Raw genomic sequence first — 16,851 nt, 5'->3', positions numbered from 1 at the left:
CCATTACTATCTTTCATTAACTATGCAGAATGAGCGAAAGCAGATAAAATATTCTTAATTAGATAATAGAATACAAATAAATCTTACCGTTCTTCCCTTGTATAGAAAATATCACCAAGTAGTTTATTTTTATCATTTTGTAGTCTTTGTAGATTTTATTGGGGGCTCGGAGATGCAGGAAACGCTCGTGGAATATGTCGATATGTGGTACTTTAAGCCGGATGGTTTCGCTGAGCTAGGAGGCGTATGGCCGATCCGCATGGGAACTAATATAGCAAAGCCGACTTATCGAATCCGTCCGCGGCAAATTCCGTATTGCAACATCCATTTTATTCATGATGGACAAGTTGAGCTGATTTATGGCGATAGAAAGGTCGTTTTGGGTAAAGGAGATATGTTTTGCAAATTCCCGAACAAAATATACTCCTATCAAATTGCGAATCCGCAACGTCACCTGCGAATGACATGGTTCACCTTCGATGGGCACCAGGCCCAACAACTATTGACTTTGATTGGTTTTGCTCAGGATAAGCCCTTTCAAAGAGGAGCAGTTGATAAGGATATTGAGTTGGTATTACATCAGATTTTTCAAAGATGCAAAGGTAACGGCCGCAAACATCTGATAACGATGATCAGCTTGATGTATCGGATTTTTAGTAAACTGCTGCCGGACACCGATAGTAAATTACCTCCTTCACAGAGCGATGGGGTAAATAAGTGTCTTGACTTTATCCATGCTTATTACAGCGAAAAGATAACAGTGGCAGATTTATCGAAGTATGTAGGGCTGCACCGAACGTATTTGTCTAAAATATTCACCAAAGAAGTCGGGATGCCGCCTTCCGATTATTTAATTAAGACGCGACTGGATCAAGGCAAGCAATTGCTTCAGGATAGCTCATTATCCGTAACTGAAATTGCTTCATCCGTGGGTTATCCTGATATTTATTCGTTCACTCGAGCGTTTACAAGACGCTTCGGCTGTTCTCCGAATACTTTTCGTAAACAGGCGTTTACTTTAAAGTACCAACAATACGACCAAAATTCGGCCTGCACCTGAACACTAAAAACTGGCCCTTATTTTTGGTACGGCTCACCTCGATTAATCTTCAACTCTGGATGTTGACTTTTTGTTGATTTTCCCCGAACACTCTTCGAGTGTTGATTCAAAGCATATCTTTGGGCAAGATACATTGGTATTTTAATACTACAAAAATGCCCAACACAATCAGTGAGGACACTTTCTGAAGACAATTGTTGACTCCATGTTGACTTCAGGGCATAAAAAATACATCGCCGGGGCTCTTGAGCCACATGGCGATGTATTCAACGTTAAAGTACTGTTATGCCTTCTTCGGTTCTTCCTCATCTCCAACGGCAATCGGGTTATCTTGCCAAGTAATCCAATCACTCCAGCTACCCGCATACAGCTTCACTCTAGTAAAGCCCGCTTCCTGTAAAGCCAGAACATTCGGAGTCGCTGTGACGCCCGAGCCACAATAGACGATGATCTCATCATCGGAAGATAGACCGGAGAACCGCTCACGCTGCTCATCCCCGTTCTTCCATGTGCCATCGGCATGACGACCTTCCGCCCAGAACAAATTCCTTGCACCTGGAATATGTCCCGCCACCGGATCGATCGGCTCAACCTCACCGCGATAACGCGGAGCTTCACGTGAGTCGATCAGGACAACGCCCTCTTTGCCAAGCGATTCACGAACTTCGTCCACCTCAATGAGCATATTATGCTGTACAGATGCGATGAAGGAAGCTGGAATAAGAACCTTTTGCTCAGCCGAAACCGGACAGCCGACCTTCTGCCATGCTGAGAATCCTCCATCGAGAACAAATACGTTCTTATGGCCTAAATACTGAAGGAGCCACCACAGACGTGAAGCCATTGCCCCACCTTGATCGTCGTAAGCAACAACCCGTGACTCATTGCTAATACCCACTTTGCCAAACCTTGCAGCTAACTCGGCTGCATCCGGCAACGGATGACGACCTCCATGCACGTCGATTGGCGCGGAGAGATCCTTCTCTAAGTCCAGATACAAAGCACCAGGAATATGACTTTCTTCATACGCCTTACGCCCAGCATCCGGTTGCCCTAACTGAAACCTGCAGTCCACGATGACCAAATCTGACTCATATAGACGGGCTAACGCCCACTTAACGGGAACAATATTCTGCACGATCGACTAACCACCTTTTAATAAGAATAATAGAATTCTAACTCCTTTATTAAGCAGGAGCTACTTCAGAGAGAGTACGTGCCCTCTTCAACGACTTCGCCGATAGCAACGCCCATACAATAACTGCAAGCATCAAGACTGCAAAGCCCGCAAATAACCAACGAGTTGCATCCGCACCATAGTCGTCCAGAAACCAGCCCGTTAATCTAGGCATCAACGCCCCGCCAATACCTCCGAAAGCCATTAGCAAGCTCGTCGTACGTTCCGTCATTCCAGGTACCGCTCGATTGGCGAATACAAGCGCAATGGCGAACATCCCAGACATCGCAAGCCCTCCTAGGAAGGTGAGCAAGAAGGTTGCCCACACACTGTCAAGTCCACCCATGAGGATAAACACCACCGCCGCGGAAATACAGGTAACGAGCATATAAACCCCGCCGCCCCAGCGATCTGCAGCATGTCCGGAAACGATTCGTCCAATAACCATTGCACCCCAGAAAATACTTAACGACAACGATGCCGCCGAATCGGATAGGCCGTTGTTTTGTACTAGCAACGAGGGTAGGTAATGAATAAAACTCATCTCGAACCCGACGTATACCGCAAAAAATATAGAACACGCAGCCAAAACGACGATTGCACGAGCTCGATTCGGCATCCTCGTTGATTGAGCTTCTACAGCCGTTTTGCTCTCAATCGGCTGATCCAATATTTTTGGCCAGTAAAGAAACCATAGCACCAGCGTAATTACCGCTATCACTCCAACAACAACGAATGCTAGAATCCAGTGTCCATTTGAGATTAACGCCGCACCCGCGAAGGGCATAATCAGCGCACCCACTCCAAAAAACACCTCAACCCGACTCATAGCCACATTCGCATTTCCCATGGCTGAGCCAATGATGAACGAGCCCACCACCGCCTCTGTCGTACCGAAGCCAAATCCAGCAAAAGGCGCAATCGTAAGCATAGTCCCCCATTCCGGCTGAAAAGAATAGGCGATTTGCGCAACAGCCATAATGCCGAGCGCTGTAAGTAATAATGCTTTTTTTCCAATTCGTCCGATTAACCACGGCGCCAGCGTAATACCGACCATCCCGCCAAGAAATTGGTTCATAACCAGTTGACCACCGTCACCGTATTGTATGCCGTATGCGGCTACCATGGGTTCCATGATCGTACCCACAACCAATTGCCCAAGCCCGACAGCTAAATACGCGATACATCCTAAGAAGACTAGCCGAGCCATTGTTTTATTCTCCCTTATAACACTTTTAACCATCATTTCTATAATACCATGCAAGAAGAAATGAGGCTTCCTTTAAACGCTAATCCATAACAAAAAGTCAAACTCCGAAGAGTCCGACTTTGGATGTGATAAAAGTTCCTTTACAATCAAGCATTTATGCCTGTATAAGGATTTGGTGGTAGAGGTAACGATGCGAAACGATTGCTCAGATCCGTATGGAAGTGACCAAGAGCAGTGTAGAAATACGGGACAATCCACAAAAATCCAATCCCAAGAGTGATTATTCCTAATAAGTACCAACCGAAGAACGTAAGCACCAATACGAATAGTCTTCCTTTGTGGCCAGCCATCATTGCCTTGCTTCTATTCAGTGCTTCAAGTCCACCGATCTGTGGATTATCCCGCAATATATAATAAGCTTGGGAATAGCGGAGCATTGCGATAATACCAGGAATAATTAATAGCAGTGACCATAAAAAAGTGAAGATAGCGATAAGGATATAGAGGACAAACGTTGGAACGAACCTCTGAAATCCACTAAACAATTCCTCAGTTTCAGGAATTCTATTTCGGGAGAACGATAAGTAGAAGTTATACAGCCCATAGCTCAATGCGCCTGTCACCAGAATGATTAATAACCATCCCACCACTGGAATCAAGCTGAATAATCCTAATACGAAAATAATGACATAGTACAGTAGAAAATGAAGAACTGCGGTCGTCCAATTGCCACTAAGGCTTGCCCATGCCCGGGCACGAATCTCGGAACTAGTCGGCACGAAATAATTCCCCCTCCAGAATGATATTATTAAGTAGATGTTCTCCCGTTGTTGACCAACCTTAATAATAGAATCACTAAATTTTTATGCAGGGGTAGGAGTGATTATATCCATATGGAAATTTTCTTAAAGCTAGAGCCTATGAGCGAAGAAGATGGACAAGCGATCTGCGAATGGCGCTATCCAGCACCTTATGAACTTTTCCGCTGGCCAGCTTGGGAGACTATGTTGAAGTATGGGCGGGAGTTCGCTGATGCTGAGATTCGGCATGAGCAATATTTAGCCGTGCGGACAACAAAGGACAAAGAGCTGGTTGGTTATGTGCAATTATTTCCGATGGATCGTACGTTGCGAATTGGAATGGGCTTGCGACCAGACTGCTGTGATCGAGGTTGGGGGGCAATGCTGACTAGGTTAGTCGTTCAAGAGTGCTGTCGTCGACAGCCGGACGCGGAGATTGACCTTGAGGTGGAGCAGTGGAATAAGCGCGCTATTCGCGTTTACGAGAAATCGGGCTTTATTATTACAGATGAATACGAGCGCTTAGCATCTCATGGAACCGTCAGTGTGTTCTGCATGGTATGGAATAAGGAGCAAAGCCCTCTCATACAACTATAGGGAACAACCAAGAATCAGTATACTTCTTTAGTCAGTTTCACCAAAAAGGGGCGAATCCCCATTAAGGAGGCTGTAACTGAATGAAGGTACTAAATGTCATCAGTCTGATTCTTATTATCCTCGGTGGTTTGAACTGGCTTTCTGTTGGCGTCTTCGAGTATGACGTCGTCGGTGAAATCTTCGGGGCAGCGGATGAGGTCGGCACACGAATTGTGTATTCCGTAGTCGGTCTCGCAGCACTCTACGCTCTCGTTCTTCTCCCCAAAGTTGCCAGAGACGACTAATGTAAGTCCGCTTATGGCTGCGTGACGCCAGCTTGGCAGGGATGCCGGGTGTGGCTACTCTCGCAGTCTTTTTCTTTCCTTTTTGCCACTATCCCCTTCGCTCAGGCTCGGGCTTGGGCGCAAGTGCGGGCGAAGGTTCGAGTGCTGGCTACGCACGCCCATATGGGTGCCTTGGTGGACTTCGCCATACTGTGTTAAAGGGCTAGATAGTTGGGAGCGTTGCAGTTCGGTGACGCAAAACTGCGCTAAGGGTTGGGCTCATTGGGCGCGCTAATGTTCGGTGGCAACGAACTGCGCGGTCGGTTAAGCTACTCCAGCACACCACAGTTAGGCGGCACCTAACTCCATCCCCACCACCACGCGGAACATTCGCTCCTAAACAAAAAAGACCCGAGAGAAGACACTTCTTAAGTGTCCAACTCTCGGGTCCCCCTATTCACAAACTTACACAACCGCAAGTAGCCTACCCCACTCTGTTACACTGTCTAAACTGAAGCTGCTGGAACCGCAGATGAAGTCACGCCACCACCGAATTGAGCCGCGTTCAGACGCGAATAGGTGCCGCCCGCAGCGATGAGCTCCTCATGGCTGCCTTGCTCGGAGATGCCTTCTTCAGTGACGACTACGATTCGGTCGGCATGCCTCACGGTTGCGAGGCGATGAGCGATGATCAGCGTTGTGCGATTATGTGCTAATTGCTCCAACGCCTGCTGAATCATCGTCTCGGTTTCCGTATCCAGCGCAGAAGTTGCTTCGTCCAGAATGAGTATCGACGGATTTTTGAGGAAAATCCGTGCAATGGACAAGCGCTGCCGCTGCCCGCCCGACAGCTTCAAGCCCCGCTCCCCGATGAACGTATCGAGCCCATCCGGTAGTGCCTTCAGCATCGCTTCAAGGTGCGCCATCCGTGCCGCCTCCCAGATCTCTCCCTCTGTAGCATCTAACCGTCCATAGGCAATATTTTCACGAATCGTTCCATTAAACAGGAACACATCCTGCTGCACGATCCCAATCTGATTCCGTAACGAATGCTGTGTCATATGCCGAATATCGATACCATCAATCGTTACCGCACCGTCATCGATCTCATAGAACCGCGGAATCAAGCTGCACAAAGTTGATTTTCCCGCTCCGGATGGTCCGACTAATGCAACCGTCTCACCCGCCCGAATGTGCAGATTAATCTCCTTAAGCACATGTGCATGGTTCTCATATCCGAAGGTCACATTGCGAAACTCGATATTCCCTTGTAACTTAGGAGCCACAATGGCATCATCCGCATCCTTCACATCCGGCTCGGTATCCATCAGCTCGCAATACCTCTTGAAGCCTGCCATCCCTTTCGGGTAGAGATCAAGCAGTGCATTAATTTTCTCAATCGGCTTGAGAAAAATATTCACGTACAACAGGAACCCTACCAGCTCCCCATAAGTCAGCTTACCTTGATACGCATACCAAGCACCGAATACGAGAACCACAATCGTGATGAACCTTGTTAGCATATAGATGCTCGATCCACTGAACGATATCGTCAGATAGGACCGCAGCTTTGCAAGTCGGAAGCCTTGATTATTTTTCGTAAAACGCTCCATCTCGAACTGTTCGTTACCGAACGATTTGACGACACGAATTCCAGAGATGCTATCTTCCACCCGAGCGTTAACATCCGCAATCCTCTCAAACATCACAGTGGCCGCATTGTTTAACCGCCGATTGAAATAAATAATGATCCACGCCAAGAACGGAACGACGACAAACGTAATGAGCGCCAGTTCCCAGTTCACCATAAACATGATACCGAACACGCCCACAAGTGTCATTAATGCGATGAACAAATCCTCAGGGCCATGATGCGCCATCTCTCCGAGATCGAAAAGGTCGTTCGTCATCCGGCTCATAATTTGCCCCGTTTTCGTATTGTCGAAAAATCGGAAGCTTAGCTTCTGGACATGCTGGAATAGCTGCTTGCGCATATCCGTTTCAATATTGATGCCCAGCTTATGCCCCCAGTAGCTTACGACGAATTGCAAACCCATACTGATGAGATACAAGGAGAATAAACCAACGCATACCCATGTGATAAGTCCCCAATCCCCAGTGGGCAGCAGCTTATCGATCATCCATTGCACACCAACCGGAAAACCAAGCTCAAGCAAAGCCACCAACACCGCGCAGCTGAAATCTAACGTAAATAGTTTTGTATAAGGCCGATAATAAGAAATAAAACGCCGAATCAACGGTCACACCTCCAAGATGCCAAAAAACTTAACTCATTATACCCGATCGTAGGCCCTAGCGGAATTTAAATCCAGAATTGTTAATCCTCTCGAATTCCAGGTCGTAAGCCGTATCGTCACCCGTCTGTAATCGATACCGATAAAAGGATGATGATTCATATCCTCCGCAATAGACGCCACTTGATTCACGAACGCGATCGCCTCTAGGAAGGTGGGGAACAGTCGCTTACACACGATCCATTTTCCATCGTCCTCAAGCTTCCAATCCGTAAGTTCATTCAGACCATCTGCTAGCTCCTTATCCGTTAACAGCGGGTATTTGTTCACTACTTTTGTCTCCCTTCGTGGCTTCTATTCGTTCGAGCGCTCCATACTTCCTTCGATACCTTTCCAGCAGCGCAATCCAAGAAGGACCAAACGTCAGAACAAAGAACACATTAGCCGTGGCATGAATGAGATCAAAGGGGAAACTCAACACATATTTACCGAGAACTGCTTCCCAGGAATGAGTCTGCACCCATTGGTCGATAGCTAGCGTCAAGTTCATAATCCATCCGAACAGGAACCCCCAGGCTGCGCCAAAAAGGACGAGTGGCAGACGGCGGCGACGCCATACACTGCGATGGGCGAACAAGCCCGCTGTATATCCTGCCATCCCCCAGGCGAACATCTGCCACGGCGTCCACGGACCTTGCCCAAGAAATAAGTTAGATACCAATGCGGTCACCGCACCGACCATCCAGCCTGCTTCTGCTCCGAAAACAATACCAGAGATCATAACGACGAAGGTAACGGGAGTAAATCCGGGCAGTAGCGTCGCAAAAGGAATTCGACTAATCGTAGCGACCGCGGCCATGACAGCAATGAGCATAAGCTCCCTAGCTTTACGTTCACGACGTTCGAATCGGAGTAAAAATGGAATCATCGACAGTAGCACTAGCACCAAGCCGATAAGTAATGAGTTTCCCCGTTGCAGTGACAAATATGCCAGTCCGAGATAAGCAATTGCGACAGGGAATATAATCCACTTCGCGGACAGAAGTCCCTTACCATTGCCCTCACCTAAACGATTCACCTAGGTGTCGCCTCCCCTAACGCAATTAAACGATGTAATGGGGTCGCATAAAATAGGTTCCCTTGGAAGAAGGACTCCGGCTCGCCATCCGCCACAATCTCACCATGAAATAGCAAGGAACAGCGATTCGCGTAGGCTGCCGCAAACTCAACATCATGTGTTGCCATTAATAAAGTAGTCCCCTGTTTATGGATATGCTGCAGATGCTTGCCCAAGATTAACTTCGTCATAGGATCTAAGCCCTTGGTTGGTTCGTCCAGCAAAAGTAGCTCCGGCTTACTAAGTAACGTTAAAGCCAGCGCCCCAAGCTGCTGCTCCCCGCCACTCATGTCATGCGGATGCCGGGACAGCAGGTGTGCAATTCCGAATCGCTCAGCCATATTTCTTGCTTCCTGCTCCGGATCGTGGGCTCCCGCCCGAGTTGCTGCTTGCCTTAAATCCTCTAATAGGCTGTCGTGTGCATAATGAAGCACAGGATTTTGTGCCAAATAGCCGATCACGGAATACCGCTGCTTGGAGCTCATCTTCGCGAAGGGTGTTCCCTCCCATTGGACGGACCCCCGCTGCGGAAGACGTAGTCCGGCCAATAGCTGAAGCAAAGTGGATTTCCCGCTCCCATTGCCTCCGAATAGAACCGTCCAGTCCCCGCGTCGAATTTGCCACTCTAATCCCTTCAGCACGATCGGTGAATACTTGTCATACGCATAAAATAACCCGTTAGCCGCTAGTAACGGCTTGATCGACTTAGCGTTCACGGTACTTGCAACACGCGATGCCGCAGAGGGCGCTAGGTGAGAGGCCTTTTGCTCAGCGGAATCCTCACTCGAGGCGGAGGTATTTCGCACGTCCGTTAATGACTCGGATGCCCGATCTAGCCATCTCCTCGTCTCCTTCACCGTGAGCGGCGGCTCATCCTCTGCAAAGTGCGATGGGGGCGGCGCTTGTTCCAACGCCCAACGGGTAATAGATGGTAGAGCACAAGCCTCATCCGATCGACCCCAAGCTTCCAAGACAAAGTTGCGGGAATCGCCATTATAAGCGATCTTCCCCTGCTCCATCCGTACGACTCGATCCGCAAGTGGAAGCAGATCATCCGTGCGGTGCTCACTCATGATTACCGTGATACCCCATTCGTCGTTCAACCGTTTAATCATCCCGAGTAGCTCACGGGCGGCCAACGGATCAAGCTGAGCTAGCGGTTCATCAAGTAATAGAACCCGTGGCTGCAGCATAAGCACAGCTGCTAAGTTTACAGTTTGCTTCTGTCCCCCAGACAGCTCATCTGTCTTGCGATCGAGGAATGGCTCCAATCCGAAGAACCCTGCCATCTCCGCCATGCGTCGTCGCATAGCACCCCGCTCAAGTCCGAAATTCTCCATCCCGAAAGCCAGCTCATGCTCAACCGTATCCACGACAAGTTGATTATCTGGATTTTGCATAACAAGGCCAACATGTGCAGCCAGTTCCTTAGCTGGCCACTCTTGAAGGGGTACCTGACCGAGTAAAATCTCTCCGCTTATCGTACCTCCAGGTGAAACTTCACGTTTCAGCAGCCGAAGTAGCGTTGATTTCCCACTCCCCGAAGGGCCGCATAAGACAACGAATTCTCCATGCTTGATGGCGAGGGATAGATCACGAAGGGCGGGCATGGACTCTTCTGGATAAGTAAAGGTTACCTTCTGTAATTCGTAATGAGCCATGCTCTACGATCCCTCCATTCCCAGCCTAATGGAATTGCTAAATATACAACATAAGCAGCTAGCGCTAGACCATCTCCGAGCGATAGCGAGAACGATCCAAGCCGCGGGTAGATCGTCATAAATCCATGCCCATTTCCCCATGCTGAGAGCAATAAGATCGCACAGCTTACAAAACCAACTAGCGTCCAACCGTCACGCATGCGAAACCGAAAGCCTAAATACGAGCTACGCGTTCCCGTTCCGTATCCCCGTGCTTGCATGGAATCCGCCGTTTGCAGCGCATCCTCCAAAGTCCAAGACAGAAGTGTACCAACGAGTCTCGCCCCGTTTCTCGCCCTCTGTGGCAACGACCCTTCTGAGATCGTTACCCCACGGGTGCGCTGAATGAGTATGAGCTCTTGCATCCGACGGCGTAATCTCGGAACGAGCCCCATGGCCATCATTGCGACAAGCGCAGCTTTAGGTGAAATTCGGGTAAATAGGAAGAGAAATTTCTGCTCTGTCATAACCAAGCGATATGTCACGAAGAACGTCAGCAAGTTCAGCATCGATATCGCCAATGTTGCACCATATATAACCGATTCTAACGTGATTGGGATATCTCCTAAATAATACAATACCGTCCGGCCCCTGTGGGACAAAATAGGGTTGACCACGGCAATCAGCACGACCCCGGATAGCATTGGAATGCACCACTTTCGCCATTCCCGGCCACCGTCCAAATGGACATTGACGATAACAGCCATCACCCATCCCACTAACAGAATAAGGGGATGAAACAACAACATGCCGAAGGTAATCCCTCCGGCATAATACATGAATATGATAATCGGATGAAGCGAACGAAACCCAAAGCCTTCTTTCATGATGCGGACTCCTTATCTTCTTTAGCCGCTTCGTCCTCTGAAGTATAGAACCACTCCAGTTGGTCTCCGGGCTCAAGCTTATAAGCACCTGCACCGATATCGGCCACAATACCGTTGACTTGATATTTCCATCCACTCAGCGGACCATCGTCGAATTCGAATAGTCCATCGATTCCTTCTATATAAGTCATCGTACCGCTTCCTTGAATTTCATAAGAAAGTCGATGTGCTTTCGCTGCACGTTTAAGCACACTCGCCGCTGTGTCCCCTTTGGCCAACAAGACGTTTTCCTCAGCGATGATCGTTCCCCACTCCGCATTTCCCACTACAGAAATCGTAATCATATCTACGGCTGGCGTAACGACATCTGGTTCTGACTGCGTCTTCGGAGTTGGGGTTACCGATGGAGCAGGCGTTAGGGACTGTGTTGGGGCAATCTCTCGAGCACCATCCACTGCCTTAGTAGGTTCAGAAGAAGGAGACTCGACAGGGGGTAAAGAGGGTGAGGGCTCATCCACACTATTATTCGATCCATTAGTAATCGACGGGGATTCCTTGATAGCATCCATCGTCGGAACGGAGGACTGGACTGGTATCTCCGAAGATACTCTGTCATTGTTCCTTGAGCACCCTACGACTACAAATAATACCGCGAGCATGACCAGTAACACTCTTATTTTTCCCATTGTAATCTCCTCCTTCCTTTAGGTCGTTGATCTGCTACGACTTCACTTCACCTATTGCTTCGCTTTCATCACTCTCACGGCAATAACGGCCGCTTGTTCACGGGAAAGCGTCGCTTTGGGTGCAAACTTACCCTCATACGGAGTCATCCAGCCTTGCTGAATAACGGCCTGAACGGAGCTCACAGCACTTGCTGCAATCTGCTTGGCATCCACTAAGGAAGTTGAAGTTGTTGCTTTAAGCTTAAGCGCACGCGTGAGCAGAATCGCTGCTTGCTCTCTCGTTAACGTTACATCTGGCGCGAATTGAGTAGCCGAAACGCCGTTCACAAGTCCCGCAGATACGGCCGCTGCAACATCCTTCGCATACCATGCTTGGCTTGGAATATCCTTGAATGCCAAGCTAGCGCTACCTTTCAAGCCTAGCGCACGTGCAAGCGACGCTACAAACTCTGCGCGAGTTACAGCTTGTTGAGGTTTGAACTCTGCGGTTCCGTCATTAACTCCACGTAAAAGCGGTGCTGCTCTGGAAATTTTCACAGCATCCAACGCCCATGCCGCTATTTTACTTTGATCCTGATAGCTACCTACGATAGGTAAGGCTAGAACCGAACGTACTGCAGTTGGAGCTACATCCTTCGCATATCCCGTTACTTGTAGCGAGTATAATCCTTCAGCTAACCCTTTTAACGTAGCTTCACCTTTGTCGTTCGTAACCGCTGAGACCGTTCCAACGCTTACCTTGACTCCCGATATAGGCTTAGCTGCTTCAAATTTACTCGCTTCCCAGTCCCATGCACGATTCGTTACCGTAATAGTAAAGTCCTCGCCCGGTATCGGATTAGCCGGTACTACTGAGATTGGGTCTATCAATAGAGTCGTGTCACCGCTATAGTACACAACAACCTCATCACCCTCCTCCAATTGGAAGGCTCCCACTCCTACTGCCGGAATGATCCAATTCCCACCACGAACAACTGCGAACCTCCAGCCATCATAACCGCCGAATTTACCGCTTTTAAGTCCAGCAATAGAGTCGATATATTTACCATACGTAGAATCTTGAATCTCATGCTTAATGCTGCCGGATTTAAGTAGCTTCTCTACCGCTTCCAAAGCCGTACCGCCTTGAGAAGGTCCAGACGCAACGACGCCGGCATCCCCTTCAATACGGACGGAAACTTGTTTCGTATATGTCGCTATATTAATTGAAGTTGTCCACGCTACATAGGCAAGAGGAGCATTGCTGCGATAACCATCTACGATAAGTTGATTAGCCCCGGCTTCCAGAGCCTTGATCTCAGCTTTTCCATCCTTATCCGTCTTGACTATCTGACCACCTATCTTAACATCTGCATTCTCAGCAGGGCTAACGACAACCTTACCAGACTCCCAATCGAAAGCTTCCTTCTCAACAGTCAATGTAAGGGACTGTCCCTCACGCGGAGCCGCTGGTTCGACTTTCACGCCATGAATAAGCGTTGTGTCTGCGCCACCATAGTACACGGACAGCTCATCACCCGCTTGGAGTGCGAACGAGCCCATACCTTCACCGATCGTAACCCAAGCTCCGTTACGTTTAACAGCATACTGCCAGCCATCATAGCCACCGAATTTACCGTTCTCCACACCTGCAATCTCTTGCAGCATTGCTCCAAACTGTGGATGGCGGTCTACTTTGTAAGGAATATCCGCACTACCAAGAACATTGATCAGAGCTTCTAGTGCTGTCTTTCCGTTCGCTGAGCTCGTCGTTAGCTTCTCTGTTAACTCGTACACAGTCACGCTTGTTTTTGTCTCTATTGGAACACCGGAATATAAACCCGGAAGTCCATCCATCCAACGTTCAACCGCCGTCAATCCAAGTAGTGCATTAAATGTAGCCATACCATCGGCTTTACCTGAGGCCAGATGCGAGAATTGACCATCCGGCTGACGGTATTCCAACAATGCCGCAACAGTGGATTTCTCGTTCTTAATGAATCGCGAATCATTGATCGGATCAATGCCCAACGAAGTGAGTGCGATCAATACTTGTGCAGAGCTTTCGCTCGATTCCACTGGACTGCCGAAGCCTGCTGTAGCACGCTGAACACCAGACAGCCAAACTAAAGCTTCATCTATACTAGCTGAAACCTCTTTGCGATCTTTGTAACCCGCAAGCGCGGTCAAGACGATAGCCGTAACATCCACATCGCTCTTGCCCTTAGCTAGCGACCAACCTCCATCTGTATTGCGCTGATCGACAAGCCACTTGATCAGATCATCTCTTGTCCAACGATCATTCGTACCCGGAACATAACCACCCGCATCGAGCGCAAGTAGTGCATAGGCAGGCGCGTTCACGCCTTGTGCCGTTATTTTCTCGAAATTAACGATTTTGCTAAGTAAATCGACTTTACCTGCTCCAACCTTACGGACATCTCCACCATTAGCATTAACAGCTAAAGCTACACGGGCATAGTCCGTCACTTTACTTAAGCTTCCGTTTTCTACACTCTTCACAGCCAATGGCAAATACTTAATGCCCACCGATTGTCCTGAACGCGCGAGTCCAAAAGCGACCCAATCGCTCATCGGTTCTGATTTGCTAAGCGCAGCCTGCAACGAAGATACAGCATCACTAACTTGTTTCTTTGACGTTGTCGCTGCATTTGGCTTGCTACCGCTGTCGACAGCTGTTGCCTCGGCAGCTTGTACGTTACCCGTCCAAGTTCCTAATCCCAATTGCAGCACCAAAGCTAGTGCTAATCCAACGCGTAACCAACCTTTTAATCTTCCGCCGCTGATCGATAATGATTCCAATTTCATCCATGAACACTCCTCTTCGCATCTCTCTGTCTCGCAACAGGGCATATCTCACATCCACCTGCTGAATAAAGAAAAAAAACATCCCCCTATATCGGAAGATGTTCGCGTGAGGGCCTGAGCTACCCGCGCCAATGCGCGATGACAACCCGTCTATGGCTAGATCGGGTTTCTTGTGCTCTACCGCATTTCATCAAGTCGCACTTAAGCTTGTCTTGAGTATCCGCGGAATATGCCGCCACACCTCCCCTATTCCTCGTAGGTACATTGGGTGTTTGTCGAAAACAGGTAGGTTTCCTGGCTCCTGGATCATTGTCCTCCGGGCCTTCCCACAGGCATCTCATGACGCTTGCAGTGGCATTTCCGAATAACTCCCCATGGTCAGTGGCGGGACCGCGCCGGATTTACACCGGACTTCCCTATTAAGCTCTTACGAGCACCTGTTTTCCTCCGTATTCATTTCATGCATATCGTAACATGCGGGTATAGGGCTGTCCATCCACCATTCCTACCAAGATCATCTACGTGTTCACCCTTCCGACGACATAATCTTAATGAATTTATGAAAAACGGGGTTAACCTCTAAATCTTTGACAAGGATCTGTCGATAAACCTATTATCGTGTCGGTTGTGAGAGTACCTTAGTAACTCCTTCGCGTACATATTATTCTTCTATAGGCCGAGGTGTACGATGAAAAATTCAACGATTATTGGATTGGTTTTAGGTTTTGTTGCGCTCATATTTGGAATGTACCTGAAGGGTGCACCACTTATTAGTTTGGTTAATAACCCAGCTGCGTATATCATCATTCTTGTCGGAACTTGTGCATCCGTACTCGTGGCATTTCCCATGTCAGAGATTGCTAAAGTACCTAAGCTATTTAAAATTGTGTTTGTTGAACCAACGTTGCTTCCACGCCAGCAATTGATTGGCATGTTCATGGAATGGGCAACCATCACTCGTCGTGAAGGCTTGCTCGCTCTTGAAGCCCGTGTCGACGAAATTGAGGATCCCTTCCTTAAGACCGGCATGCGCATGATTATCGATGGTAATGATCAAGACTTCGTACGGGATGTCCTTCTTGAGGATATTTCAGCAACGGAAGAACGTCACCGCGGAGGAGCGCTAATCTTCTCTCAAGCAGGGATGTATGCACCTACGCTTGGGGTTCTCGGTGCTGTAATCGGTCTTATTTCCGCGCTAGGAAATCTGGCTGATATGAATAAGCTTGCTCATGCCGTTGCTGCTGCGTTTATCGCGACACTTCTTGGTATTTTCACAGGTTACGTACTCTGGCATCCGATTGCCACCAAATTAAAACGTCTTTCCAAGCGTGAAATTGATCTTAAGCTCATGATGGTAGAAGGCTTGCTTTCGATTCAATCTGGTGTATCGACAATTGCGATTCAGCAGAAACTGCTTGTTTTCCTAACCCCTACGGAGCGAGTAGCATTCGCTAATAAGGAGGATTCGCAGCGTGAGCAGAAAACGGCATGAACCGCATGAGGAGCATATAGATGAGTCTTGGCTCCTTCCCTATTCCGATCTCATGACGCTGTTGCTGGCCCTGTTTATCGTTCTATATTCAGCAAGCGCTGTGAATACGTCCAAGTTCGAAGAGATGAGCAAAGCTTTCAAGACTGCCTTCAGCTCAGGTATTGGCATACTAGATAATGGTACCAATACTCAGGATAACAACTTGAAGAGGAATACCCCCCAGGACGAAACTCGTAGTAACAATGGAAAAAAAGATAAGTCTCGGGAAGAGCTTAAGCAGCAGGAACAGCAAAACCTCGAGCAGCTCCAAAAGGAGCTCAACAAGTATATTGATAAGAACGGACTTTCTTCTCAGCTGGATACGCAACTGAATCACTCCCAGCTGTTAATTACGATTAGAGATAATGCCTTGTTCCCATCCGGCAGTGCAAGTATTAAGAACGATTCGCAGAAACTAGCAGCAGCGATTGGTCAAATGCTTCAACAGTATCCAGATTATGAGATTATGGTTACCGGCCACACGGATAATCAGCCGATTAATACAACAGAATTCCCGTCCAACTATGAGCTTAGTTTCAAACGAGCACTCAACTTCATGAAGATTTTACTTGATAATACCGAATTTGATCCGAAGCATTTCAGTGCGATTGGGTATGGCGAGTTCAGACCTCTGGGCAGCAATGTTACTGATGCAGGCCGTGCAATTAACCGCAGGGTTGAAGTGTCTATCCTTCGTAATTACTTTGATCCTGCAGATAAAAGCAGTGAACTCACGCTATCCGCGATTGCGAACGAGAGCAAGAAAGAAGAATAGTTCGTCTCCACTCACAAAAGGAACGTCTAGAGAGCTTGAATC

At 48.3% G+C, this 16,851-nt stretch carries 15 protein-coding genes and 1 riboswitch; of the genes, 5 read left to right on the top strand and 10 right to left on the bottom strand.

What is annotated here, in order from left to right; all coding sequences use genetic code 11:
- Nucleotides 1-172 precede the first annotated feature (172 nt).
- A complete protein-coding gene (locus M1K58_RS18670) occupies nt 173-1,060 on the top strand; it encodes an AraC family transcriptional regulator (protein ID WP_256760391.1) in 888 nt (295 codons plus the stop codon).
- 283 nt (nt 1,061-1,343) lie between these two features.
- Here the strand turns inward: M1K58_RS18670 and M1K58_RS18665 are convergent, their stop codons facing one another.
- From M1K58_RS18665 to M1K58_RS18655, 3 genes are all read right to left on the bottom strand, one after another.
- Nucleotides 1,344-2,198: a sulfurtransferase gene (locus M1K58_RS18665; protein ID WP_256760390.1), complete on the bottom strand. Its 855-nt coding sequence runs from the start codon at nt 2,196-2,198 to the stop codon at nt 1,344-1,346.
- Nucleotides 2,199-2,247: 49 nt separating this feature from the next.
- Nucleotides 2,248-3,447: an MFS transporter gene (locus tag M1K58_RS18660; RefSeq protein WP_256760389.1), complete on the bottom strand. Its 1,200-nt coding sequence runs from the start codon at nt 3,445-3,447 to the stop codon at nt 2,248-2,250.
- A gap of 146 nt (nt 3,448-3,593) precedes the next feature.
- Complete coding sequence (locus M1K58_RS18655) at nt 3,594-4,226, bottom strand: DUF975 family protein (RefSeq protein WP_256760388.1); 633 nt, start codon at nt 4,224-4,226, stop codon at nt 3,594-3,596.
- Nucleotides 4,227-4,340: 114 nt separating this feature from the next.
- On the opposite strand from M1K58_RS18655, the gene M1K58_RS18650 reads away from it, so the two are divergent.
- Both M1K58_RS18650 and M1K58_RS18645 read left to right on the top strand, forming a co-directional pair.
- Nucleotides 4,341-4,844, top strand: a complete 504-nt coding sequence (locus tag M1K58_RS18650; RefSeq protein ID WP_256760387.1) for a GNAT family N-acetyltransferase — start codon at nt 4,341-4,343, stop codon at nt 4,842-4,844.
- Nucleotides 4,845-4,924: 80 nt separating this feature from the next.
- Nucleotides 4,925-5,128 carry a DUF378 domain-containing protein gene (locus tag M1K58_RS18645; protein ID WP_256760386.1) on the top strand — a complete coding sequence of 68 codons (204 nt, stop codon included), beginning with the start codon at nt 4,925-4,927 and terminating at the stop codon, nt 5,126-5,128.
- 485 nt (nt 5,129-5,613) lie between these two features.
- Here the strand turns inward: M1K58_RS18645 and M1K58_RS18640 are convergent, their stop codons facing one another.
- Genes M1K58_RS18640 through M1K58_RS18610 form a run of 7 tightly spaced genes read right to left on the bottom strand, consistent with a single transcriptional unit; the run spans nt 5,614 to nt 14,500 of the window.
- Nucleotides 5,614-7,365: an ABC transporter ATP-binding protein gene (locus tag M1K58_RS18640; protein ID WP_256760385.1), complete on the bottom strand. Its 1,752-nt coding sequence runs from the start codon at nt 7,363-7,365 to the stop codon at nt 5,614-5,616.
- A gap of 36 nt (nt 7,366-7,401) precedes the next feature.
- Nucleotides 7,402-7,692, bottom strand: a complete 291-nt coding sequence (locus M1K58_RS18635; RefSeq protein WP_256760384.1) for a 4a-hydroxytetrahydrobiopterin dehydratase — start codon at nt 7,690-7,692, stop codon at nt 7,402-7,404.
- Complete coding sequence (locus M1K58_RS18630; RefSeq protein ID WP_256760383.1) at nt 7,664-8,440, bottom strand: ECF transporter S component; 777 nt, start codon at nt 8,438-8,440, stop codon at nt 7,664-7,666. The genes M1K58_RS18635 and M1K58_RS18630 overlap by 29 nt, the downstream gene beginning before the upstream one ends.
- Nucleotides 8,437-10,140, bottom strand: a complete 1,704-nt coding sequence (locus tag M1K58_RS18625) for an ABC transporter ATP-binding protein (protein ID WP_256760382.1) — start codon at nt 10,138-10,140, stop codon at nt 8,437-8,439. The genes M1K58_RS18630 and M1K58_RS18625 overlap by 4 nt, the downstream gene beginning before the upstream one ends.
- Entirely contained in the window at nt 10,113-11,006 is an 894-nt protein-coding gene (locus tag M1K58_RS18620) for an energy-coupling factor transporter transmembrane component T (protein WP_256760381.1), read from the bottom strand. Before M1K58_RS18620 ends, M1K58_RS18625 begins: the two co-directional genes overlap by 28 nt.
- Nucleotides 11,003-11,692 (bottom strand): DUF4430 domain-containing protein, encoded by a 690-nt coding sequence (locus M1K58_RS18615; protein ID WP_256760380.1) that lies wholly within the window; start codon nt 11,690-11,692, stop codon nt 11,003-11,005. Before M1K58_RS18615 ends, M1K58_RS18620 begins: the two co-directional genes overlap by 4 nt.
- Nucleotides 11,693-11,743: 51 nt before the next feature.
- A complete protein-coding gene (locus M1K58_RS18610; RefSeq protein WP_256760379.1) occupies nt 11,744-14,500 on the bottom strand; it encodes an S-layer homology domain-containing protein in 2,757 nt (918 codons plus the stop codon).
- A 267-nt stretch (nt 14,501-14,767) separates the two neighbouring features.
- Nucleotides 14,768-14,956, bottom strand: a riboswitch (cobalamin riboswitch).
- Between the two features lie 232 nt (nt 14,957-15,188).
- Between M1K58_RS18610 and motA the strand changes: the two genes are divergently transcribed.
- Nucleotides 15,189-15,995 (top strand): flagellar motor stator protein MotA, encoded by an 807-nt coding sequence (motA, locus tag M1K58_RS18605; RefSeq protein WP_256760378.1) that lies wholly within the window; start codon nt 15,189-15,191, stop codon nt 15,993-15,995.
- On the top strand, nt 15,976-16,809 hold the full coding sequence (locus M1K58_RS18600) for a flagellar motor protein MotB (RefSeq protein WP_256760377.1): 834 nt from the start codon (nt 15,976-15,978) through the stop codon (nt 16,807-16,809). Before motA ends, M1K58_RS18600 begins: the two co-directional genes overlap by 20 nt.
- Nucleotides 16,810-16,851 lie beyond the last annotated feature (42 nt).

Source organism: Cohnella sp. WQ 127256 (assembly GCF_024519285.1).
Taxonomy (GTDB): Bacteria; Bacillota; Bacilli; order Paenibacillales; family Paenibacillaceae; genus Cohnella.
This window is presented reverse-complemented; position numbering and strand designations above follow the sequence as displayed.

What these genes read in the sequence shown, in the direction of transcription:
- M1K58_RS18615 (WP_256760380.1), bottom strand. Translation starts at nt 11,692, where the DNA reads ATGGGAAAAATAAGAGTGTTACTGGTCATGCTCGCGGTATTATTTGTA.
- motA (WP_256760378.1), top strand. Translation starts at nt 15,189, where the DNA reads ATGAAAAATTCAACGATTATTGGATTGGTTTTAGGTTTTGTTGCGCTC.
- M1K58_RS18670 (WP_256760391.1), top strand. Translation starts at nt 173, where the DNA reads ATGCAGGAAACGCTCGTGGAATATGTCGATATGTGGTACTTTAAGCCG.
- M1K58_RS18645 (WP_256760386.1), top strand. Translation starts at nt 4,925, where the DNA reads ATGAAGGTACTAAATGTCATCAGTCTGATTCTTATTATCCTCGGTGGT.
- M1K58_RS18610 (WP_256760379.1), bottom strand. Translation starts at nt 14,500, where the DNA reads ATGAAATTGGAATCATTATCGATCAGCGGCGGAAGATTAAAAGGTTGG.
- M1K58_RS18620 (WP_256760381.1), bottom strand. Translation starts at nt 11,006, where the DNA reads ATGAAAGAAGGCTTTGGGTTTCGTTCGCTTCATCCGATTATCATATTC.
- M1K58_RS18660 (WP_256760389.1), bottom strand. Translation starts at nt 3,447, where the DNA reads ATGGCTCGGCTAGTCTTCTTAGGATGTATCGCGTATTTAGCTGTCGGG.
- M1K58_RS18650 (WP_256760387.1), top strand. Translation starts at nt 4,341, where the DNA reads ATGGAAATTTTCTTAAAGCTAGAGCCTATGAGCGAAGAAGATGGACAA.
- M1K58_RS18625 (WP_256760382.1), bottom strand. Translation starts at nt 10,140, where the DNA reads ATGGCTCATTACGAATTACAGAAGGTAACCTTTACTTATCCAGAAGAG.